This window comes from Gordonia aichiensis, assembly GCF_039946255.1.
Classification (GTDB): domain Bacteria; phylum Actinomycetota; class Actinomycetes; order Mycobacteriales; family Mycobacteriaceae; genus Gordonia; species Gordonia aichiensis_A.
In genome coordinates this window covers 15,474-36,183 of record NZ_JBCDWL010000006.1, presented here as the reverse complement: position 1 = coordinate 36,183, position 20,710 = coordinate 15,474, and the positions used below count along the sequence as shown (strand labels likewise).

Sequence of the window (20,710 nt, the reverse complement as noted above, 5' to 3'; positions counted from 1 at the left end):
GTCACACAAGATTGTTTTTGGGTTAGGTTCGCTTCACTCCCTCTGTCAACCCTCGAGCGCGCACCCAGGAGACCCCGATGACCCGCATGCGTCCCGACCTGTCCGGCGTCGACCCGCTGACCGTCAACCTCACCCACCGCGTCTGCGTCGGTGACGTCCTCACCCGCAGCGCCGCGCACTACGGCGACCGAATCGCCGTGGTCGACGGCGACACCGAGCTGTCCTACGCCGAACTGGAGGCGCGGGCCAATGCGCTGGCCCGCGGACTGCTGGCCCGCGGTTACGGCCGGGGCGACGCCGTGGCGCTCCAGATGCAGAACGGCTGGCGGTTCGTCACCTCGTTCTTCGCGATGGCCAAGATCGGCATCGTCGCGATGCCGCTGAACCTGCTGCTCTCGCCGTCCGACATCGCCTACCAGCTCGCCGACAGCGGCGTCCGCGCCGTGATCACCGAAGACGTCTTCCTCGGCGTGCTGGGGCCTGCGCTCACCGAGGCGCAGGCCGACGGGGGAGCGGTCACCGAGGTGATCGTCGCCGGCACCGCCCCGGCCGACGTCGCCGGGATCGCCGCGGTCGCCTACGACGACCTGTTCGACGCCGACCGCACCGCGGTCGAGGTGATCGTCGACGATCGCGACATCCTGCACTGCCTGTACACCTCGGGCACCACCTCGCGACCCAAGGGTGTGCTGACCTCGCACCTCGCGGTGCAGATCGCGCTGCTGAGCTCGGCGCTCGGACTGGGTCTGCGCCCCGACGTGACGCCGCCGGTGCATCCGATCATGCTGCCGCTGTTTCACGTGACCGCCCTCGACACGCTGCTGCTGCCGTCGCTGGCGACCGGCGCCACGGTGGTGCTGCTGCGCGGCTTCGATCCGGCCGCGGTGACCCGGGTGTTCCTCGAACGCTCCGTCACCCACCTGACCATGCTGCCGATGATGTGGGCGGCGCTGATCGCTCAGCCCGCGCTGGCCGACGCCGACACCGACAGCCTCCAGGTGGGCCTGTACGCGATGGCGCCCATGCCGTCCGAGCTGGTCGGGACGCTGCGCGCCCGCTTCCCGAACGCGGCCATCGTCCTCGGGTCCGGTCAGACCGAGACCACGCCGGCCTCGCAGGTGCAGTGGATCGGTGATCAGGGACGCAAGGACGACTCGTGGGGGCCGGCCACCGTCAGCACCGACGTGGCGATCATGGGCGGTGACGGCACCCTGCTGCCTGCCGGCTCCGAAGGCGAGATCGTCTACCGCACACCGCAGTTGATGGAGGGGTACTGGAACAACCGCGACGCCAATACCGAGGCCTTCGCGCACGGCTGGTTCCACGGCGGCGACATCGGCTACCTCGACTCCGACGCCGTCGTCTGGTTCACCGACCGCGCCAAGGACATCATCAAGACCGGCGGCGAGAACGTCTCGTCGGTGGAGGTCGAGCGGACGTTGCTCGGGCACGAGGCCGTCGCCGAGGTCGCGGTGGTCGGGACGCCCGACGAGCACTGGGGCGAGGCCGTGACCGCCTACGTGGTGGCCGCCGAATCCGGTGCCGACGCCGAGGCGATCCGCGACTGGGCGCGCGAACGCCTGGCCGGGTTCAAGGCGCCGAAGAAGGTGATCGTCGTCGACGCACTGCCCAAGACGGCCACCGGCAAGATCCAGAAGCACCGCATGCGCCAGGGCTGAGACGCGAACGCCCGCGGCATCGGTGCCGCGGGCGTTTCGACTTCTCTGGCTGCTCAGACGCCGGCTTCGGCGGGCTTCTTGTCGATGACGACGTGCTCGAAGCGGCTGCCGTCGAAGCTGACCTCGAAGGCCTTCCCGAAGCCCACCACGTAGCGACCGTCGCGCGGAGTCAGGCGGAACAGGTGAAAGTCCAAGCCGCGCAGCAGTTCCACCATCTTGGCGTTGGTGAGGGCCGCGAAGGCGTCGAAGACGGCGTCGTGCCCTTCTTCGGGGACCTGCTGCACATCGCAGACGAAGCTCGCGCGCTCGACGCCGAAGATGTTCTTGGCCGACGACTCGTCGCCGTGCATCATCACCCGCGCGGTCTCCGACCGGCTCAGGTGCACGTAGTGCTCGGCGACCTCGCTGACGTACACGTACAGGGCGCCGTCGTGCGCGACGAACGGCGCGATCGACTGGAAGGGCTCGCCCGCGGCGTCCTTGGTGGCGATCACGACCGTCCTGCGGTCGGCGAGGAAGTCGCGGTAGCCGTCGAGCGACTTGGCGAGTTCGGTGTCGGTGATCATGGCATCTCCTATGGTGTCGGGACGGTGGGGGCTGTGAGGTCGCCGTACTGCCTGCGCAGCAGGTGGATTCGGGGACGGTCGGTGTCCGGGTCGGGCGAGACGTCGGCGTCCATGCCGTACACGTCGCGGATCATCTCGGGCGTCAGCACCTCCGACGGCGTACCGTCGGACACGGTTCGTCCGCCCGAGAGAGTGACCACGCGGTCGCTGAAGGTCGCCGCCTGATTGAGGTCGTGCAGCACCATCAGCACCGCGATCCCCAGCGACCGGTTCAGCGAGGTCACCACCTCCAGCACCTCGTGCTGGTGGGCGATGTCGAGATAGGTGGTCGGCTCGTCGAGCAGCAGTACCCGCGGTCGCTGGGCCAGGACCATCGCCAGCCAGGCGCGCTGCGCCTCACCGCCCGACAGTTCGCTGACCAGCCGATGCGCCAGGGGTCGTAGCCGGGTGTGGGCGATGGCCCAGTCGACGGCGTCGGCGTCGTCCCTGCCGGAGCGCTGGTACCAGCGGCGATGCGGATGCCTGCCGTACCCGACCAGTTCGCGCACCGTCATGTCGGGCGGGGCCGTGTTGATCTGGTTGAGCATGCCGATGGTCTGGGCGCGGCGGCGCGCCGAGCAGGCGGCGGCGTCGGTGCCGTCGATCAGGACTCGGCCCGACCGCGGTTTGAGCCGGCCGGACAGGGCGCGCAGGATCGTCGACTTGCCCGACCCGTTGGGGCCGATCAGGGTGAGGACCTCGCCGTCGGCCACGCCGATGTCGACCGTGTCGACCACCTGCTTGTCGCCGTACCAGACCGATAGCGATTCGGCTTTCAGAAGCACCGGTCAGACCCCCTGCCTGCGCATCAGGAACAGGAAGTACGGGGCGCCGATCGCGGCCATGATGATTCCGGCCGGGATCTCGGTGGGGCTGAACGCGGTGCGGCCCACCGTGTCCGACACCAGGACCAGCAGCGCGCCGACGGCGATGCTCATCGGGATCAGCACCGCGTGGTTGGAGCCGACGATCATCCGGGCGATGTGCGGGACCACCAGGCCGACGAAGCCGATGATCCCGACCGCGGCGACGGCGATGGCGGCCAGGAACACCGCGACCACCGACAAGATGATGCGGGTGGTGTTCACGCCCTCGCCGAGGTTGCGGGCCACGTCGTCGCCGAGGCGCATCACGTTGGCCGACCGCACGCACAGCAGCGCCGCGATCAGTCCGATCACCGTGTACGGCAACACCATCCACACCGCATCCATGCCCTTGGCGGCCAGGCTGCCGTTCATCCACTGGATCGCGGCGGGCAGCCGGTCGCTGTAGCGCAGCGACAGGAAGGCGATGAACGCACCGGCCAGCGCGTTGACGGCGACGCCGGCCAGGATGATGCTGAGCGGCTTGATACCGTCGCGCCGCCACGCCAGCGTGTAGACGACCGCGGCGGCGATGATGCCGCCGCCGAACGCGGCGATTGGGATCATCGAGTGATACGACGGCGCCGCCAGCAGGATCACCAGCACCAGCGACGCGGCGCCGCTGGTGACGCCGGTCAGGCCGGGGTCGGCGAGCGGATTGCCCATCACCGTCTGCAGCAGTGCGCCGGAGACGGCGATCGCCGACCCCACCAGCAGCGCCAGCAGCACCCGGGGCAGTCGGACGTCCCACAGGATGACGCCGAGCGGGTCGTCGCCGGCGTCGGAGGTCAGCAGCGAGAAGATCTGCGGCACCGAGATGTGCACGCTGCCCAGGCCGAGGCTGACCACCGCGGCCACGACGACCAGGACCCACGCCGTCGGCAGCGCCCAGGTGGCGCGCCGGCGGGCCGGGGCGGCAGGCTCCGGTTCGGATCGCGGCGGGGCCGGGACGGCGGGCGCGCTCACGGGTGCAGCAGACCCGTCAGCTCGGGGACAGCGGTGTCCAGGCCGGTCACCGACGTATAACCGAAGGTGTTGTAGTCCACCACGTGGATCCGCTGATTCTGATAGGCGGGCAACGACTTCCACGCCGGGTTCTGCGCGACCTCGGCGTCGAAGGCGGCCTGTCCGGCCGCCTGGTCGCCGGACTGCAGGACCAGCACCACGTCGGGGGCGGCGGCGATGATGTTCTCCAGGTTCACCGCGCTGAAGGTCTCTTTGGCGTGCAGTGACGGCTCGGCGATGTTGTCGGCGCCGGCCTTGTTCAACAGGCTGCCGAGGAACGAGTTGCCGTTCATCACCATGAACGAGTCGGCCGCACCGATGAGCGCCAGGACCTTCGGCGTGTCCTTGCCGTCGCCTGCGGAGGTCAGGGTGTCGAGGTGACCGTCCATCGTCGCGAGGATCTCGCGGCCGCGGTCCTCGCGGTCGAAGGCGGTGGACAGGACGTCGACGGCGAAGCGCAGGTCGTCGACGTTCTCGGTCTTCAGGAATGCGGTCGGCGTCTTGGTCGACGCGAGGGCCGCCGCCACTGAACTGCGGGCGCCCTCCGAGGCGATCACCAGGTCGGGCGAGAGACTCACGATCTTCTCCACGTCCAGCGACTTGACGGTGCCGATCCGCTGCGCGCCGTCGAGCGAAGCGGGCAGCTGCTGGGTGGTGGTCGACGGGACGCCGGCCACCGGCACCGCCAGCAAGTCCAGGACCTCGGCGATCGGGACCGACGCGGCGACCACCTTGGTGGCCGGCGGCGTCGGGAACTGGGCGAGCGCGGTGGCGCGTGCGGCCTGGTACTCGGGGGTTCCGGCGACGTCGGCGGCCTTGGAGGCCGACGATCCCGCCGACGCGGCGGTGTCGGAGTCGCCGCACGCGGTCAGTCCGCCCACCAGCACGGTGCCGACCGCTACCGCGGCGGCCAGAGATCGGATACGCGCAGCGATGCACTCCTCAGGAACATTAGGGGAGACTACCCATCCCGAGGGAAGCCTGGACTAATGATGAAGAAGTATGGGTATTCGTGCCAAGTTGCCCAGGTCACGAAGATGGGGTGCGATAGGAGCTTTGTCGCGTCTCGCGTCGTGCGGTCCGTGTCTCGATACGCCGCCTCGCTGCGCTCGGTGGCTACTCGACAGCCCTGGGTGGGGCGCTTTTTAGGCTGATCGAGCCTGTGCGTGCCGGGCCGTTTCTCAGGCTGGCTGAGTCTGTGTGTGCCGGCTGCTTCTAGGCTGATCGAGTAGCCCGCGAACGGAGTGAGCGAGGGTATCGAGATCGGGGTGCGGTCGTCTCGATACGCCGCCTCGCTGCGCTCGGTGGCTACTCGACAAGCCTGGGGGTCTCTGTGTTCCGGGCCGCTTCTAGGCTGATCGACCGACTACGCCGTCGGCTGCGGCTCGTCATACTTCTCCCAGAAGCGGGAGCGCAGTCGGAAGCGGATCGCTTCGTCGAGGTCGTCGCGGTCGAGCGCCTCCGACGCGTCCAGCAGCAGGGCGCGGTCGATGTCGCGCGGGATGCTCGGACGCGCCCTCTCCAATTGCTGGGTCAGTGAGGTGTCGGCGCTGACGCGGAACGAGGCGAGCACCTGATCGACCACCGAGTCGATGGTGTCTTGGTCGGCGGAGGTGTCGTAGCCGGGCATCACGTGCGACGTGGAGCCGGTGGACGACGTGTAGGCCAGCGTGCCGGTCGGGCGAGGCGGCGGGCCGGTGCGGGTGCCCGTGGCGAGGTCGAGGGGCGTACGAGCGGCCGGCTTCGGCGGCGACGGCACCGGCGGACGCTGAGCCGCCTGGGTGAGCGCCGACGGTTTGGGGACCGGTGTCGGCGCAGGCTCCTGGAGAGCCGGGATCGCGCCGCGTTCGACCTTGACCACCGAACCGTCGATCGCCGAACCATCGATGTGCATCAGGTCGTCGGAGGCGCGGATCAGGTGACGGTTGACCCCGTGCGACTTGCCGTCGACGGTCGGGACCGCCAGGACCACCACTTGCACGCCGTGGACCTGCGCTTCTTCGACGGCCTCGGTCAGATCGTCGTCGCCGGAGACGAGGAAGAAGACGTCGGAGGCGTTGTTGCGGGCGTGCGCGACGAGGTCGAGGCCGATCCGCAGATCGACGCCCTTCTGCTCGCCGTTGACGCCGAAGCGACCCAGCCGCAGCTTCACCTTCGCCAGCTCGCCGATGCGTTCCTGCTGATAGTCGGGGACGCCGTTACGCGCCGAGTCGTACCAGTAGACGCGCAGCACCGGCAGGCCGGACTGCGTCTGCGCGGTGTCGACGAGGGTGTTGATCAGCTTGGCGTAATCGACGTTGATGCCGCTCCGCAACGAGGTGCCCGTGACGCGCGTCGCTGCCGATGCGAGCAGATAGCCGGTATCGACGTACAGGCAGCAAGTTGAGCGCATGGATCAACTATGACATGCGAGTTTTGCCGAGTGTGGGAGGTAAACCGCGAGGCCGTTCGGCCCGGCGGCATGTCAATTCCGGGAGCTCCACTGCTCCTGCAGGCGCGGATCGGAGGTCAGCAGCCGCGACTGCGCGACGATGCCGGCGATCACCAGCACCAGATACAGCGCGTACCACCACCAGTCGGTGTCGATCGTGAAGCGAACGGTGCCGTTGTCGAAGTCGCCGGTGTGTAGGGTCGAGGTCGCCAACATGATGCCGCCGACGATCGCCGTCGCTCCGCCGAGGGCGCTGACCACCACCAACAGAATGGCGGGCAGGTCGACGGCCAGTGCGGCGAAGGCGAGCAGGACGCCGAGCACGGCGCCGATCAGGACGATGACCCAGTTCCACGTGACGCCGGCGGCGGCTGCCACGGTGGAGCCGACGGCGAAACCCACCGAGGCCATCGCGATGACGATCGCCGCGGCGTAGAAGAAGTAGGCCACCAGGGCGACCAGAATCGCCACTGCGATGCCGACGATCCAGCCCAGCGTGGTCGACAGGTACTGCTCGCCGGTGGTGGCGGCGATGAGCCAGCCGCCCAGGTTCAATCCGACGAGGGCGCCCCAGGCGGCGATGACGAGACGCATCGCCACCACGCCCCAGAAGCAGAAGGCGGCGCCGATCACGATGGCGAGGATGCCGATCACAATGTTGGTCACACCCTGAGAATATTCGCGCCGACAGTACGGCGTCCGGCAATCGACGCGGGCGCCGCACGGATGCGCCGCCGCGTGGCTCACTCCAGCGCGGCCAGCGCCTCTCGCGCCTGCGCCAGTTGAGCGCTGAGCTCGTCAACTCGCCGCTGCGCCGCCTCGCGCGCCGCGTGCATCAGCGTCGTGACGGCGTCGACGGTCGCCTCGTCGCCGAGTTCGCGGACGGCGGACTCCACCGACTCGACCGGCACCGGACGCGACCGGTTCGGCTTGCGTGCGCCGCGCGTGACGGCGACGGCCCACTCGTTGTCGGCCGAGCCGTACAGCGTCACCGTCACCGAAGCCGCCTTGGTACCGGTCGCCTTCGCGCGTGCAGCCTTCTTCACCGGGGGCTGGGTCGCAGGGGGTTTCGTTGCCGGAGGCGTCGTCGCGGGCGTGGGAGCCGGAGCCGCCACCTTGCGTGCCGGGGCCGGAGCCGGAGCCTTGGCTTTCGGCGCGGCCGTGACTTTCGGCTCCGGCGGCGGGGGCGGGTTCTTGGTCATGCGCAATTCGTCTGCCTCGTAAGGCAGTTCGTCGTCGACGCCGCGCGGCCGGATCACCACGGTGCTGCCCGACACCGATATCACCCGCGCAGAACTGCCGGGCGTCAGGTTCAGGCTCGGCGTGCCCTCGCGCAGGTACACCGTCGCGCGCCGCCCCTCGGCGACCGCGGCGGCCAGGGCGGTCAGATCGTCGGGGGTCAGGGACTCGGTAACCGGACGTCGGCGGGGAGGCATGGCGGGCTTTCTTCTCGAAGGCGGATAAGAGGTGGGCGGGGGCGGTCAAGGACTACTGTCCCACACGCTGCCGACATTTCCTCGCACAGGTGTGCGAGCAACGGATTCGGCGGCGTCTCACCGGCCGCGCGGCGGCGGGCGTCGGCGGGGCGGCTGAAGGCTGTCCCGCAGGGCCGGGGCGAACAGTGAGACTAATTCATCAGCGGTCATCGACGCCACCGGCTCCAGTCGCAGCAGGTAGCGGGTGACGACGATCCCCGCGATCTGCGTGCAGAACGCGGCGGCCCGTCGTCGGGCGTCGGCGCCGGACAGCCGGTCGGTCAGGCGGCCGATCAACTCGCGCTCGAGCATCTCGCGGATCAGGTCCGCGAACGCCGCATCCTGGGAGAGATTGGCCAGCATGGTCTTCAGGGGTGCCCCGGTGACCGGGTCGTCCCACAGAACCAGCAGGTCACGCAGGACGCGCTGGGGGAGTTCGGCGGGGTCGCCGTCCAGCGCGCGGGCGATCACCTCCGCGGGATTGGCCGAGGCGCTGACCGCCGCGCTGAACAGGCCGCGCTTGGACCCGAAGTAGTACGACAGCAGCGCCAGATCGACGTCGGCGTCGGCCGCGATCTGCCGCATCGTCACGCCGCCGTAGCCGTCGGCGAGGAAGCGTCGACGGGCGCTGTCGAGGATCTGGCCGCGGGTGTCCGGGCCGCCGGGGCGTCGTCCACGACCGCTTCCGGAATTCATCACGGTTGAAACGATAGTCCGCCGCGAGCGAGCGTGAACGGGTCCGACGATCCGACCGGAAGGCCCCACACCATGACGCACTCCCCGCCGCCGCCCACCGAGACTGCCGCCGCCTCCACGCCTCGGTCCGACGTCCGACCGGCGCGTCCCGGCCCGATCCTGGCCGTCACCTGCCTCGCGCTCGGCGTGGTGGTCTCGGCGATGGCCTCGCTCAACGTCGCCCTGCCCGACATCGCGATCGCCACCGGCGCCGACCAGACCCAGCAGTCGTGGATCATCGACGCCTACAGTCTGGTGTTCGCCGCCCTGCTGCTGCCGGCCGGCGCCCTCGGCGACCGGTTCGGACGTCGTCGCGCCCTCATCGTGGGCCTGGCGGTGTACGGGGTGGCCGCCGCCGGCGCCGCCCTCGCGACCGGCCCCGACCTGCTGATCGCACTGCGCGCGGTGATGGGGCTCGGTGCGGCGCTGGTGATGCCTGCGACGCTGTCGACCATCACCAGCACCTTCTCGCCGGACCGACGGTCGCGGGCGGTGAGCATCTGGGCGGCGGTCGCCGGGGCCAGCGGGGTCGTCGGCATGCTGGCCTCGGGGCTGCTCCTGGAACGGTGGTCGTGGCCGTCGGTGTTCTGGTTCAACGCCGCCGTGGTCGCCGTTGCGCTCGTCGGCGCCCTCGCGCTGGTGCCCGAATCCGCCGAGCCGGGCGCCCCGCGCATCGACGTGGTCGGCGCCGTGCTGGCCGCCGCCGGCGTCGCCGCACTGGTGTACGCGGTCATCGAGGCGCCGGTCAACGGCTGGACCGGCGTCGTCACCCTCGTCGGCCTCGGCGCGGGCGTGGCCCTGATCGCGGGATTCGTGGCGTGGGAGTTCACGCGGGAGCATCCGCTGCTCGACCCGCGGTTGTTCGGCAACCGCCACTTCGCGGCCGGCGCCCTGTCGTTGACCATGCAGTTCTTCGCGCTGTTCGGCTTCCTGTTCGTGCTGATGCAGTACCTGCAGCTGGTGCGCGGCGACTCGGCGCTGCAGGCGGCGGTGAGCCTGCTGGTGATGCCTTTCGGCATGGTGCCCGCTTCGCGGCTGAGCCCCTGGCTGTCGGAGCGGTTCGGGGTTCGCGGGCCGTGGACGCTCGGGCTGCTGATGCTCGCGGTCGGACTCGCGGTCCTGGCGCAGTTGGACGCCGCCAGTTCGTACCCGGCGATCGCCGCCGGCCTGATCCCGCTCGGCGCCGGCCTCGGGCTGGCGATGCCGCCCGCCACCACCGCGATCACCGACGCGGTCCCACCGCGCCTGCAGAACGTCGCCTCGGCGGTCAACGACCTCGCACGCGAACTCGGCGGCGCCCTCGGCATCGCCGTCCTCGCCAGCGTCCTCAACGGCGTCTACCGTGCGCAGTTGCATCTGCCCGCGGTGCCCGAGGCGGTCGCCGACGCCGCGCGGTCGTCGTTCACGGCAGCGGCGAGGATCGGCGAGCCGGTGGTCGAACCGGCGCGCGTCGCCTTCACCGACGGCTTGCACGCCGCCCTGCTCGGCGCCTCCGGGGTGGCGCTGGTCGCGGCCGTCGCCGTCGCGGTGCTGCTCGGCCGAAAACGCGGCGCCGAACTCGATCAGAAATGAAGAAGCACCGCACCGGCTGCGCTCGTAGGGTTTTCGACAAGGGGTGAACGACTCGCCCACGCACAGCACAGTGAGGAGAAGGCGATGAGCAACGGAGTGGGATTCTCGGAGCAGGAGCGAGCGGCGATGGCCCAGCGCGCCGCGGAACTGAAGGCGGCCAAGGGCGTGAAGGGGGCCGCCAAGCGCGCCCGGGAGTATGAGGCCTGCCTGGCCGCGATCGCCGACCTGACCGGCACCGACCGCGCGATCGCCGAACGACTGCACGTCATCGTTTCCGAGGAGGCCCCGGAACTGGCCGCCAAGACGTGGTACGGCTTCCCGTCGTACGCCAAGGACGACGCCGTGATCGTCTTCTACCAGCCCGCCGCCAAGTTCGACACCCGCTACGGGACCATCGGCTTCAACGACGGCGCCGCACTCGACGACGGCGAGGTGTGGCCGACGGTCTTCGCCGTCCGCGAGATGACGCCGCAGGCCGAGAAGCAGTTCCGCGAGCTGGTGCGCCGCGCAGCCGGCTGAGTCGGTGCCGTGCGCGGTCGGCGCGGGCGCGGTACGGTCGAATCGACCGTCTGAACAGGTGACGGCCGAGCGATTGAAGACCAGACACATCTGTATTCCACCAGGAGGACCGATGGGCTTTTCCGACGACGCGAAGAACAAGGCCGAGGAGCTGAAGGGCCGCGCCAAGGAGGCGGCGGGCGCAGCGACCGGCGACGACGAACTCAAGGCCGAGGGGCAGGTCGATCAGGGCAAGGCCGATGTCAAGGCGAAGCTGACTGAGGCTGCCGACAAGGTCAAGCACGGTGTCGACGCCGTGAAGGACAAACTGACCGGGCACTGACATCTCCGCGCGGACCCGCTGCCGCCGTCAGGTGCGGCAGCGGGTCCGCGCGCGTCGGGCGTCGATGTCGCGCCGATACGCTGGGGTCATGCATGGTGAGTACAAGGTTCCCGGCGGCAAGCTCGTCGCCGTCGATGTCGAGGTCGAGGATGGCGAACTGTCGCAGGTGGCGCTGTCGGGCGATTTCTTCCTCGAGCCGGACGAGGCGCTGGACCAGATCACCGGCGCGCTGATCCGTGCACCGATCGCCGCCGGCGCCGTTGCGCTGGGCGAGAAGATCGCCGCGGCACTGCCCGCCGACGTGTCGATGGTCGGCTTCACCCCGGAGTCGGTCGGCATCGCCATCCGCCGGGCGCTCGGTCACGCGACCAGCTGGCACGATCACACCTTCGACGTCATCGAACCGGTGGTGCTGGCGCCGGCCATGCACGTCGCCCTCGACGAGGTCATCACCCGCGAGGTGGCCGCCGGGACGCGTCCGCCCACGCTGCGCTTCTGGGACTGGGACTCGCCGTTGGTGGTGCTCGGCTCCTTCCAGTCGGTGCGCAACGAGGTCGACGAGGAGGCCGCCGCCCGCCACGGCATCGGGATCGTCCGCCGCATCTCCGGCGGCGGTGCCATGTTCATGGAGCCCGGCAACTGCATCACCTACTCGCTGGCCGTCCCGACCTCGCTCGTCGACGGGCTCAGCTTCGAGCAGTCGTACCAATTCCTCGATCAGTGGGTGATGGGCGCGCTGGCCGACGTCGGCATCACCGCCCGGTACGTGCCGATCAACGACATCGTCTCCGATCAGGGCAAGATCGCCGGCGCCGCGCAGAAGCGGATCGTCGCCGGCGCGGTTCTGCATCACGTGACGATGGCCTACGACATCGATGCCGACAAGATGACGCAGGTGCTGCGGATCGGGCGCGAGAAGATCTCCGACAAGGGCATCACCAGCTCCGGCAAGCGCGTCGATCCGATGCGCTCGCAGACCGGCATGGCGCGGGCGGACATCATCGCCGCCTTCCTCGCGCACTTCCGCGCCCGCTACGACACCCGCACCGCCGGCTACACCGACGCCGAACTGGCCGCGGCCCGCGAGCTGGTGGACGCCAAGTTCACCACCGACGAGTGGACCTATCGGGTGCCCTGACCGCGCGGTCGGCCGCATTACCAACACGTAGAAGCCCGAAATCGGCCTTCTCCGCTCGTCGCAGTCACCGCCACATACGCGTTGGTAATGCGGCTTCAGGCGCGCACCCGGATCTGCTGCATCATGTCGTGATCCTCGTGGTCGAGGTTGTGGCAGTGCCACACGTAGCCGCGGACGGTGTGGTGACCGGCGTGTTCGGCGTCGTGGGGGACCGGCACCGGCTGGTCGGGGTCGAAGCCGAGTTCGGCGACCGACGGCCACCGCACCAGCAGGGTCAGGACCGAATCGGCCTCCACCAGTGTCGTGTCCTTCCAGCCGGCCTCCCAGGCGGCCGGGCCGCGCCGCGGACCGACGACGAACGGCGACGGATCCGGTGTCCACCGGATCCCGTTGTGCACCGGCGGCGGATGGGCCGCCAGGTAGGCGGCCGAGGCGAGTTTCTGTCTGCCCAGGATGCGGAAGGTCGCCAGATGCAGATGCACCGGATGCTCCATCGGCAGCACATTGGCCACCCGCCAGATCTCGGTGGTGCCCGCGCGGGCGACGTCGACGTCGTCGGTCATGAACGGCAGATTGTTCATCGACATCATCAGCGGCAGGATCGCACCGGTCCGATCCAGGTCGACGCGGCCGAGGAAGGTCATCGTGCGGGTCCGGGCCACGTCGCGGGTGCTGACCGCAGGCAGCGGTGCCGGGAGCCCGGGGCCGCCGCGCAGCCGCGTCGGCGCCGGAATCGTCTGCGGCGCAGCGGTGTCCGCGTCGAACCGGAGGATCTCGCGCAGCGTCGGAATCATGAACGCCGTGTTGCCGACACTGTTCAGGGCGGTGTTGAGCAGCCGCACCGTCTCGCCGGGCCGCAGTGCGGAGAAGTCGACGAGCAGGTCGACGCGTTCGCCGGAGGTCATCGTCACCGCGTCGGTCCACACGGGGGCGTCGAGCAGCCCCTGATCGCCGCCGATCACCCGGAACCGCATCCGGTTGGAGAACGCGAACCGGTAGGTGCGCGAGTTGGAGCCCTGCAGCAGCCGGATCCGGTACAGCCGTCGCCGCACCCGCATCCGCGGCCAGGCGACGCCGTTCACCACGGCCACGTCGCCGAACTGGCCGAGCTGGTTGTAGCCGGCCGGCTGATAGCGCGCCAGCCGCGGCTGCAGGGTGCCGTCGGTGTTGAAGGTGCGGTCCTGCACCACGATCGGGACCTCGAACTCGCCGGCCGGCAGCCCGAGGGGATTGTCGTCGCGGCCGGTGTCGAAGCGGTCGCGGAGCAGATAGAACCCGGCCAGCCCGGCCTGCACGTTCAGCCGGGTCAGTGCCATCGCATGGTCGTGATACCAGAGGGTCGCCGCCTCCTGGGTGTTGGCGTACCGGTTGATCTGCCGCCCGCCGCGCCGCCACGAGATCATCGGATGCCCGTCCGAGGCCGGATGGGTGGGCGCACCGTGCAGGTGCACCGTGGTCCGCGGATCGCGGCGGTCGCGGTCGGTGGCGCCGTGCATCGTCAGGTCGACGGCGCCGGAGAGCGGATGCTCGCCGATCTCGTTGCCGAACACCACCGTCGACGGCCGTCCCTGCCGGGCCTGCAGCGTCGGGCCCAGAATGCCGTCGTGATAGCCCAGCACCGGCGTCTCGGGCAGATCCGGGTGATAGCGGTGGATGCTGGTCTGCGCGGTCAGCGTGCCGCCGGCCTCCCGCATCGGGATGCGCGGCAGATCGGTGACGAACCGGCGCAGCGGCGGCGAGGCGAAGTTGGCCGGGCTCGCATCCAGCACCGGCGGCACATCGGGGAGCGGGACCGGGGCGGGCGGCACCGGGATGCCCGGGCCGGCCGCCGCCGACCCGGACTCGGCGGCCCCGAGTGCGGCGGCGCCCAGACTGGCGGCGACGGCGAAGAACTGTCGCCGGGAGACGGCGGGACTGTGCGACACGTTGATCGGCTCCTCACCCGGTCATACCATCCGGAACGGAGATGTTCCCGATGTCGGATTCGCACACTGTACCCAGCGTCGACGGTCGACCTGTCGCATCGGTCGTTCGGGGTACGCCCCGAGAGTCAGACGCGCGTGAGCCGCAGCCGCCAGGCCTCCGGGCCGCGCTCGGTGTACTCCACCTGGATGCGGCCGCCGTTGCGATCGGCCAGCTGGTGCAGCAGTGGGATCGGATCGTGGTGGGCCACCAGGATCATCGATCCGCCGTCCGGGACGGCGTCGAAGGCACCGAAGACGGTGGCGTGCCGGATAGCGTGGGGGATCTGTCGGACGTCGAGCTCGGGCTCGTCGTGATCGTGCTCGCCGCACGCGCAGCCGCCGTGCCCGGCGGCTGCCGCCGGTGCCGGTGCCGCGGTGGGCAATTCGGCCACCAACGCGGCGAGGGAGACCGAGCCGTCCTCGGCGAGCGCCGGGAGCAGGATGTCGGCGAGCTTGCCGTAGAACACCTCCACCAGGGCGCGCAGAGCGCTGACGTCGGCGACGAGATTGACCGTGTCGGTGCCGGCCGTTGCGATCCGCTGACCGAGTTGGCCGATCATGCGGGCCTCACCGAGGAGTCCCTCCACCAGCAGACGGACGCGATCGACGCCGGCGGCCTCGGGCAGCAGGCGGCGCTGAGCGGCTTCCAGCCAGGGGTTCAGGGTTGCGGAGGAGAATGCGGCGACCGCGCCGCGCGCCTCGTCGACCCCGGCGCCCGCGCTGCCGGCGCGCAGCAGCGCGGACTCCAGCGCGGAGGCGCGGCCGGTGATCTCGGCGATCGCCTGCCGTTGCTGCTCCAGGGTGTCGGCGTCGGCGGCGCTTGAGGCCATGACCACGTCGTTGGTTGTCATCGCGAGGTGTCCTTCCGGTTGCTGTGTCGGCCGTCTCCGGGTCGGTGGTGGCCGATCGCTACCCAATTTAATACGGTAGTAGTCGTGAATAATAGTCCCCGGTCGTTGGGGCCGGCGCCCACGCCCGTCGCCGCGCCGGAGCTGACCGCCGCGCAGCGCGCGACGCTGGAACAACTGCGCACCGCCGACGGTCCCGTCCGCGTCGGCGAGGTCGCCGACGGCCTCGGCCTGCACGCCAACACCGTCCGCGAGCACCTCGACGCCCTCGTCGACGCCGGACTGGCGACCCGCACCCGAGCCGCGTCGTCGGGCCGCGGCCGCCCCGCCTGGCTGTACCGGGCCGCGCCGGCCGAGGACGCCACCATGCGCGCCTACGCCGGCATGGCCATCGCGCTGGCCGGACACCTGCGCCGCACCGCCGACGACCCGCGCGCCCAGGCCCGCGAGCTCGGCCGCGCCTGGGCCCACGATCTGACCGACCATCCGGCCGACGTCCTGACGCATCTGCGGGAGTTCGGCTTCGCACCCGTCTCCGACGAGAGCGGCATCGCGCTGACCCGCTGCCCGCTGCTCGACGCCGCCCGCCGCTACCCGGACATCACCTGCCAACTGCACGTCGGCCTCATCCAGGGTGCTCTCGACGCACTCGGCGACACCGACACCCGGCCGGTCCTGATCCCGTTCGCCGCGCCGGGCGTGTGCACGCTGAAGCTCGAGCCCACCGGCGACTCCGATCGGCCGGACCAATGACGGCCCGGCCGGCCCACCCCAAACCCGAACCCAGCCCCACCGTCCTGCGGCTGGTGCTGCTGATCCCCGGCGGCGTGGCCCTGCTCGTCGGCCTCGACGCCGCCCTGCTGCTGCTCGGCGTCGGCGCCCCCGTCACCGTCGGCCGCCTCGCCGAGGTCCACGGGCCGCTCATGGTCTATGGCTTCGTCGGCACCCTGGTGGCCCTCGAGCGCGCCGTCGCCCTCGGCAAGGCGTGGGGCTTTCTGGCCCCGGCCGGTCTCGGCCTCGGTGGTCTGGCATTGATCGCCGTCGAGCCGTCCGCGATCGGCGGCGGCCTCCTGACGTTCGGTTCCGCGGCCCTCGTCGCGGTGTATGTGCCACTGTGGCAACGCAATACGGCCACCGCTGTGCTGGTGCAGGCAGCAGGCGCGGTCCTGGCGGTGGGCGGCGCCCTGCTCTTCGCCGCCGGAATCCCGATGCCCTGGCTGATCCCGTGGCTCGCCGGCTATCTGGTCCTGACCATCGGCGGCGAACGTCTGGAGCTGGCGCGGGTGGCGTTCGCGGTCGGCAACGCCGAGACCGGCGCGCTGCTGGCGTGCGTCGCCGTGTTCCTGGCGGTGCCCGCCACCCTGCTGTGGCCGCAGGCCGGATACCGGGTCTTCGGCGCCGCGGTGCTGGTGTTCACCGGGTGGCTGCTGGTCTACGACATCGCCCGCCGCACCATCCACACCACCGGCCTGACCCGCTTCAGCGCCTTCTGTCTGCTCGCCGGCTACGGGTGGCTGCTGGTGGCCGGCGGCGTCTGGCTGCTGGCCGGCCCGGTCCGGGAGGGACCGGGGTACGACGCCGCCGCGCACGCGGTGTTCCTCGGCTTCGTGATGTCGATGATCCTGGCGCACGCGCCGATCATCCTGCCCGCCGTACTGCGCCGCCCGCTGCCGTATCACCCGATCATGTGGGTCCCCGCCGCACTGCTGCACCTGACGCTCGCATTGCGGATCGTCGTCGGCGACGGCGCCGATGCGCTGTGGGCGGTGCAGGCGGGCGGCGTCGGCAACGTGATCGCGGTACTGGCGTTCGTCGTCATCGCGATCGGGTCGGTGCTGTGGGCACCGCACCGGAGCGTGCGATCTGCCCGCCCCGCAACAGCATCCGCACAGCCGAGCCGGCCGGAACGAGAGGCGACCGCATGAGCCTGCGCACCTGGAACCTGCGGGTCGGCCTCGTCGTGCTGGCCTGGCTGGTGGCGCTGCTCGGCGTCACCGTCTCCGGCGGCGTCACCGGCGGCACCGCGCCGGCCGGTGCGCACTGGTTGATGATCCACCTGCTCGGTCTCGGCGCCGCCAGCAACGCCATCCTCATCTGGAGCTGGTACTTCACCGAGGCCGTCCTGCGGCACTCGCACACCGAGCAGCGCGTCCGGCACGCCGCGCGGTTGATCTTGTTCAACGCCGGGGCGCTCACCGTCGTCGTCGCCTACGGGTTCATCGGCGCGCACGCCGGGGCGGTCTCGGCCGGCCTGTGGGCCGCGGTCATCGCCGGCGCGACAGTCGCATTCGGCGCCATCGCCTGGCACAGCGCGGCGCTGGCGCAACGGGTGCGGACCGCGCTGCCGTCGCGGTTCGGTCCGATGGTCCACTTCTATGTCGCCTCCGGCGTCGCGCTGCTGATCGGCATCGGCTTCGGCGCCACCATCGCCGGCGGCCGCCTGCCCGGCGACTGGCCCGACCGTCTCGCCGTCGCCCACGCCACCCTCAACGTGTTCGGCTGGATCGGTCTGACGGTCATCGGCACCCTGGTCACGCTGTGGCCCACCATCCTGCGCACCCGGATGGCCGACGGCGTCGAGCAGGCCGCCAAGCGTGGACTGCCACTGCTGTGCGCCGCGGTCGCCGTGATCGTGGTCGGCGCGCTGATCGGGCTGGCGGCGGTGGCGGCGGTCGGGATGGCCGGATATGCGGCGGTGCTGGCGTATGTGGCGTGGTCGCACGCCGACGAGGTGCGCCGCAAACCGCCCACCAGCTTCGCCGGACTGTCGGTGCTCGCCGGCGTCACCTGGCTGTTCGTCGCATTGTTCGTCGGGGCCGTCGCGTATCTGACCGCACTCGACTGGACGGCCGTCTACGACCGTCTCAACGTGCTGACCACCGCGCTGCTCGGCGGCTTCCTGGCGCAGGTGCTGCTCGGTGCGCTCAGCTACTTGATCCCGGTGGTGCTCGGCAAGAAGCCGTCGGCCACGCAGGCGTCGATGCGGGTGCTCGACCTCGCCGGCCCGGCCCGCGTGGGCGCCGCCAACGCCGGCCTGCTGGTGTGGGCGCTGCCCGGATCGGGGTGGCCGCACACGCTGTCGGCGGCCGTCGCCGTCGTCGCGCTCGGCTCGTTCATCCCGCTGGCGGTGTGGTCGGCGGTTAAGGCCACCCGACTGCCCGACGACGCCGCGCCCCGTCCACGACCGACCGCCCGGCCGGGCGGCGTGGTGCTGGGGTCGATGGCGGCCGGACTGGCCGCGGTGGTCGTCGCCGCGGCGGTCGGGGTCGCGGTCGATCCCGCCGCCGTCGGACTGCCCGGCCGCGATGGTGCCGGCAGGGTGAGCGCCACCGGCAAGACGACCACCGTGGCACTGGGCATCACCGGCATGCGGTTCACCCCCGGCCGCATCGAGGTGCCGCGCGGTGACCGCCTGATCATCGAGTTGACCAACACCGGCACCCAGACGCACGACCTGGTGTTGCCCGACGGCCGCGGCACCCCGCGGCTGGCGCCGGGGGAGCGGGCCGCCCTCGACGCGGGCGTGATCGGTGCCGGCGAGCAGGGCTGGTGCTCGCTGCCCGGGCACCGGCAGATGGGCATGGTCCTCGACATCGTCGCCACCGGCGGTCCGGCCACCGCGCCGTCGACGCCCACACCCAGCAGCACGACGCCCGGGCATCAGATGCCGTCGGGGCCGATCGATCTCGCCGCCGACCCCGGGCCGGGGTTCGTCGCCCGCGATCCGAACCTGCCGCCCGCGCCGCCCGAGCGGACGCAGCGCTATCGGTTCGAGGTCCGCGACGTGCAGCGACAGGTGGCGCCCGGCGTCACACAGACGCAGTGGCCGTACGGGATCGTCGCCGCCGACGGCTCGTACGACGGCGGGGCACCCGGACCGACGTTGCGCGGCAAGGTCGGCGACGTCTTCGAGATCACGCTGGTCAACAACGCGAGCATGGGGCATTCCATCGACTTCCATGCCGGAGCGCTCGCGCCCGATGGACCGATGCGCACCATCGAGCCCGGGCAGTCGCTGGTGTACCGGTTCACCGCCACCCGCAGCGGCGCCTGGCTGTATCACTGCTCCACGATGCCGATGTCGTTGCACATCGCCAACGGCATGTTCGGCGCCGTCGTCATCGACCCGCCCGACCTGCCGCCCGTCGCCCACGAGTACCTGCTCGTGCAGTCGGAGATGTATTTGGGCGGGGCCGACGGCGCCGACCCGGCCAAGGTGGCCGACGACCGCCGCGATCTGGTGGTCTTCAACGGCTACGCCAACCAGTACGACCACCGACCGCTGACCGCGAAAGCCGGTGAACGCGTCCGCATCTGGGTCGTCGACGCCGGGCCCAACCAGCTCAGCGCCTTCCACGTGGTGGGCGGCCAGTTCGACACCGTCTTCAAAGAGGGCGCCTACCTGCTGCGGCCCGGGAACCCCGAATCCGGTGGCAGCCAGGTCCTCGACCTGCTGCCCGCCCAGGGCGGCTTCGTCGAGCTGACCTTCCCCGAGGCCGGGCACTATCCGTTCGTCACGCATGTGATGTCCGATGCGGAGAAGGGCGCGCACGGGATCGTGGCGGTGACGCGGTAGGGCAGATTTCAGGCGACAACTCACCAGCGGTACAGGGCGCCCACGTTCCCGGACAGAATCGCCTCGACCTGGTCGGCCGGCAGTTGCGCCTGACGGATGTAGTCGAAGGCACGGACGTACTTGTCGTGCTGAAAGTATGGATGGTCCGAGCCGGCGACGATGCGCTCGATGCCGTAGGTCTCGGCAGCCAGTCGTAGCGACGGCTCGTGAAAGTTGGCCGCGTCGAACCACATCCGGCGCAGCGCCGCATTGGGCGAGGACGGGAAGGCATCCCAGTCGGCGTAGTTGTCCTCGATCCGCTGCGACAAGAAGGCCAGGTCGCCGCCCAGATGGGCGATGTGGAAACGGATGTGCGGAAAGCGGCCGGGCACATCGGCTTTGAGCAGGTGCAGGACCGCCGTGGCGTCCTCGACCGGGGCGCCGTTGACCCAGGCGAGTCCACTGTCGGCGATGAGCGGGGAACAGGCGCCCTGCCCGGTCGGATGAACGTTCACCACGGCGTGATGCCGATCGAGCTCGGCCCAGATCGGATCCAGCGCCGCAGCGCCCAGCCCGGAGCCGTCCGGGAACACCGTCGGCACCGAGACGCCGAGGAATCCGGGCAGCGCCAGGGTCCGGCGGAGCTCGGCGATCGAGGCGTCCACATGCGGCAACGGCAGATTCGCGTACGCGTAGAAGCGGTCCGGATACTTCGCCAGGAGCTCGGCGTACTCGTCGTTGACCAATCGCGCGGTCTCGGCGACGGCGTCGGCGTCGGAGCCGAAGGCCCCCTGGGGCATCACCGACAATACCTGGGCATCGACGCCGGCGCGGTCCATCCACTCCAGCCGCAGGGCCATGTCGTCGGGGCTGGAGTCGGCGGCCAAGCCGCGCGCGATGCGCGTGCTGTCGGGGTCGACGCCGAGCCGTTCGATCGCGTCGAGGTGACGGCTCGGATAGACGTGAGCGTGCGTGTCGATGATGCGGGGCATGGCGGGT

Annotated in this window: 19 protein-coding genes; 8 read left to right on the top strand and 11 right to left on the bottom strand. The window is 70.6% G+C overall.

Going from position 1 to position 20,710, the window contains the following annotated elements; all coding sequences use genetic code 11:
• The first annotated feature begins 77 nt into the window (after positions 1-77).
• Positions 78-1,679, top strand: a complete 1,602-nt coding sequence (locus tag AAFO60_RS08860; RefSeq protein WP_347955824.1) for a class I adenylate-forming enzyme family protein — start codon at positions 78-80, stop codon at positions 1,677-1,679.
• A 53-nt stretch (positions 1,680-1,732) separates the two neighbouring features.
• On the opposite strand, the gene AAFO60_RS08855 is transcribed toward AAFO60_RS08860, so the two are convergent.
• From AAFO60_RS08855 to AAFO60_RS08820, 8 genes are all read right to left on the bottom strand, one after another.
• The gene (locus AAFO60_RS08855; RefSeq protein WP_347955823.1) at positions 1,733-2,245 is read right to left on the bottom strand and encodes a pyridoxamine 5'-phosphate oxidase family protein; all 513 of its coding nucleotides are present in this window, start codon (positions 2,243-2,245) and stop codon (positions 1,733-1,735) included.
• Positions 2,246-2,253: 8 nt separating this feature from the next.
• The gene (locus AAFO60_RS08850) at positions 2,254-3,069 is read right to left on the bottom strand and encodes an ABC transporter ATP-binding protein (RefSeq protein WP_347955822.1); all 816 of its coding nucleotides are present in this window, start codon (positions 3,067-3,069) and stop codon (positions 2,254-2,256) included.
• A 3-nt stretch (positions 3,070-3,072) separates the two neighbouring features.
• Positions 3,073-4,113: a FecCD family ABC transporter permease gene (locus AAFO60_RS08845; protein ID WP_347955821.1), complete on the bottom strand. Its 1,041-nt coding sequence runs from the start codon at positions 4,111-4,113 to the stop codon at positions 3,073-3,075.
• Positions 4,110-5,039, bottom strand: a complete 930-nt coding sequence (locus tag AAFO60_RS08840; RefSeq protein ID WP_347955820.1) for an ABC transporter substrate-binding protein — start codon at positions 5,037-5,039, stop codon at positions 4,110-4,112. The genes AAFO60_RS08845 and AAFO60_RS08840 overlap by 4 nt, the downstream gene beginning before the upstream one ends.
• Before the next feature lie 479 nt (positions 5,040-5,518).
• Positions 5,519-6,544 (bottom strand): NYN domain-containing protein, encoded by a 1,026-nt coding sequence (locus AAFO60_RS08835; RefSeq protein ID WP_347955819.1) that lies wholly within the window; start codon positions 6,542-6,544, stop codon positions 5,519-5,521.
• Between the two features lie 72 nt (positions 6,545-6,616).
• Positions 6,617-7,249, bottom strand: coding sequence for a DUF4203 domain-containing protein (locus tag AAFO60_RS08830; protein ID WP_347955818.1), 633 nt, complete (start codon positions 7,247-7,249; stop codon positions 6,617-6,619).
• A 77-nt stretch (positions 7,250-7,326) separates the two neighbouring features.
• A complete protein-coding gene (locus tag AAFO60_RS08825) occupies positions 7,327-8,019 on the bottom strand; it encodes a DUF6319 family protein (RefSeq protein WP_347955817.1) in 693 nt (230 codons plus the stop codon).
• A 117-nt stretch (positions 8,020-8,136) separates the two neighbouring features.
• Positions 8,137-8,754: a TetR/AcrR family transcriptional regulator gene (locus AAFO60_RS08820; protein ID WP_347956004.1), complete on the bottom strand. Its 618-nt coding sequence runs from the start codon at positions 8,752-8,754 to the stop codon at positions 8,137-8,139.
• Positions 8,755-8,826: 72 nt separating this feature from the next.
• On the opposite strand from AAFO60_RS08820, the gene AAFO60_RS08815 reads away from it, so the two are divergent.
• The 4 genes from AAFO60_RS08815 to AAFO60_RS08800 all read left to right on the top strand — a co-directional run bounded on the left by AAFO60_RS08815 (position 8,827) and on the right by AAFO60_RS08800 (position 12,344).
• On the top strand, positions 8,827-10,365 hold the full coding sequence (locus AAFO60_RS08815) for an MFS transporter (protein WP_347955816.1): 1,539 nt from the start codon (positions 8,827-8,829) through the stop codon (positions 10,363-10,365).
• An 84-nt stretch (positions 10,366-10,449) separates the two neighbouring features.
• The gene (locus AAFO60_RS08810; RefSeq protein WP_347955815.1) at positions 10,450-10,884 is read left to right on the top strand and encodes a hypothetical protein; all 435 of its coding nucleotides are present in this window, start codon (positions 10,450-10,452) and stop codon (positions 10,882-10,884) included.
• Between the two features lie 112 nt (positions 10,885-10,996).
• Positions 10,997-11,206 (top strand): CsbD family protein, encoded by a 210-nt coding sequence (locus tag AAFO60_RS08805; RefSeq protein WP_347955814.1) that lies wholly within the window; start codon positions 10,997-10,999, stop codon positions 11,204-11,206.
• Between the two features lie 88 nt (positions 11,207-11,294).
• Positions 11,295-12,344, top strand: coding sequence for a lipoate--protein ligase family protein (locus tag AAFO60_RS08800; protein WP_347955813.1), 1,050 nt, complete (start codon positions 11,295-11,297; stop codon positions 12,342-12,344).
• 95 nt (positions 12,345-12,439) lie between these two features.
• Here the strand turns inward: AAFO60_RS08800 and AAFO60_RS08795 are convergent, their stop codons facing one another.
• Together AAFO60_RS08795 and AAFO60_RS08790 are read right to left on the bottom strand one after the other, a co-directional pair.
• Positions 12,440-14,269: a multicopper oxidase family protein gene (locus AAFO60_RS08795; protein WP_347955812.1), complete on the bottom strand. Its 1,830-nt coding sequence runs from the start codon at positions 14,267-14,269 to the stop codon at positions 12,440-12,442.
• Between the two features lie 125 nt (positions 14,270-14,394).
• On the bottom strand, positions 14,395-15,159 hold the full coding sequence (locus AAFO60_RS08790) for a DUF2249 domain-containing protein (protein WP_347955811.1): 765 nt from the start codon (positions 15,157-15,159) through the stop codon (positions 14,395-14,397).
• Positions 15,160-15,243: 84 nt separating this feature from the next.
• On the opposite strand from AAFO60_RS08790, the gene AAFO60_RS08785 reads away from it, so the two are divergent.
• From AAFO60_RS08785 to AAFO60_RS08775, 3 genes are read left to right on the top strand one after another with little or no spacing between them, the layout of a single operon-like run.
• Complete coding sequence (locus AAFO60_RS08785; protein WP_347955810.1) at positions 15,244-15,909, top strand: helix-turn-helix transcriptional regulator; 666 nt, start codon at positions 15,244-15,246, stop codon at positions 15,907-15,909.
• The gene (locus tag AAFO60_RS08780) at positions 15,906-17,081 is read left to right on the top strand and encodes a hypothetical protein (RefSeq protein WP_347955809.1); all 1,176 of its coding nucleotides are present in this window, start codon (positions 15,906-15,908) and stop codon (positions 17,079-17,081) included. The genes AAFO60_RS08785 and AAFO60_RS08780 overlap by 4 nt, the downstream gene beginning before the upstream one ends.
• Positions 17,078-19,732 carry a multicopper oxidase domain-containing protein gene (locus tag AAFO60_RS08775; protein ID WP_347955808.1) on the top strand — a complete coding sequence of 885 codons (2,655 nt, stop codon included), beginning with the start codon at positions 17,078-17,080 and terminating at the stop codon, positions 19,730-19,732. Before AAFO60_RS08780 ends, AAFO60_RS08775 begins: the two co-directional genes overlap by 4 nt.
• Positions 19,733-19,752: 20 nt before the next feature.
• On the opposite strand, the gene AAFO60_RS08770 is transcribed toward AAFO60_RS08775, so the two are convergent.
• Entirely contained in the window at positions 19,753-20,703 is a 951-nt protein-coding gene (locus AAFO60_RS08770; protein WP_347955807.1) for an amidohydrolase family protein, read from the bottom strand.
• Between the last annotated feature and the right edge of the window lie 7 nt (positions 20,704-20,710).

Coding starts and splice junctions, on each gene's coding strand:
- AAFO60_RS08860 (WP_347955824.1), top strand. CDS start 78: ATGACCCGCATGCGTCCCGACCTGTCCGGCGTCGACCCGCTGACCGTC.
- AAFO60_RS08855 (WP_347955823.1), bottom strand. CDS start 2,245: ATGATCACCGACACCGAACTCGCCAAGTCGCTCGACGGCTACCGCGAC.
- AAFO60_RS08835 (WP_347955819.1), bottom strand. CDS start 6,544: ATGCGCTCAACTTGCTGCCTGTACGTCGATACCGGCTATCTGCTCGCA.
- AAFO60_RS08825 (WP_347955817.1), bottom strand. CDS start 8,019: ATGCCTCCCCGCCGACGTCCGGTTACCGAGTCCCTGACCCCCGACGAT.
- AAFO60_RS08820 (WP_347956004.1), bottom strand. CDS start 8,754: ATGAATTCCGGAAGCGGTCGTGGACGACGCCCCGGCGGCCCGGACACC.
- AAFO60_RS08815 (WP_347955816.1), top strand. CDS start 8,827: ATGACGCACTCCCCGCCGCCGCCCACCGAGACTGCCGCCGCCTCCACG.
- AAFO60_RS08810 (WP_347955815.1), top strand. CDS start 10,450: ATGAGCAACGGAGTGGGATTCTCGGAGCAGGAGCGAGCGGCGATGGCC.
- AAFO60_RS08805 (WP_347955814.1), top strand. CDS start 10,997: ATGGGCTTTTCCGACGACGCGAAGAACAAGGCCGAGGAGCTGAAGGGC.
- AAFO60_RS08800 (WP_347955813.1), top strand. CDS start 11,295: ATGCATGGTGAGTACAAGGTTCCCGGCGGCAAGCTCGTCGCCGTCGAT.
- AAFO60_RS08790 (WP_347955811.1), bottom strand. CDS start 15,159: ATGACAACCAACGACGTGGTCATGGCCTCAAGCGCCGCCGACGCCGAC.
- AAFO60_RS08780 (WP_347955809.1), top strand. CDS start 15,906: ATGACGGCCCGGCCGGCCCACCCCAAACCCGAACCCAGCCCCACCGTC.
- AAFO60_RS08775 (WP_347955808.1), top strand. CDS start 17,078: ATGAGCCTGCGCACCTGGAACCTGCGGGTCGGCCTCGTCGTGCTGGCC.
- AAFO60_RS08770 (WP_347955807.1), bottom strand. CDS start 20,703: ATGCCCCGCATCATCGACACGCACGCTCACGTCTATCCGAGCCGTCAC.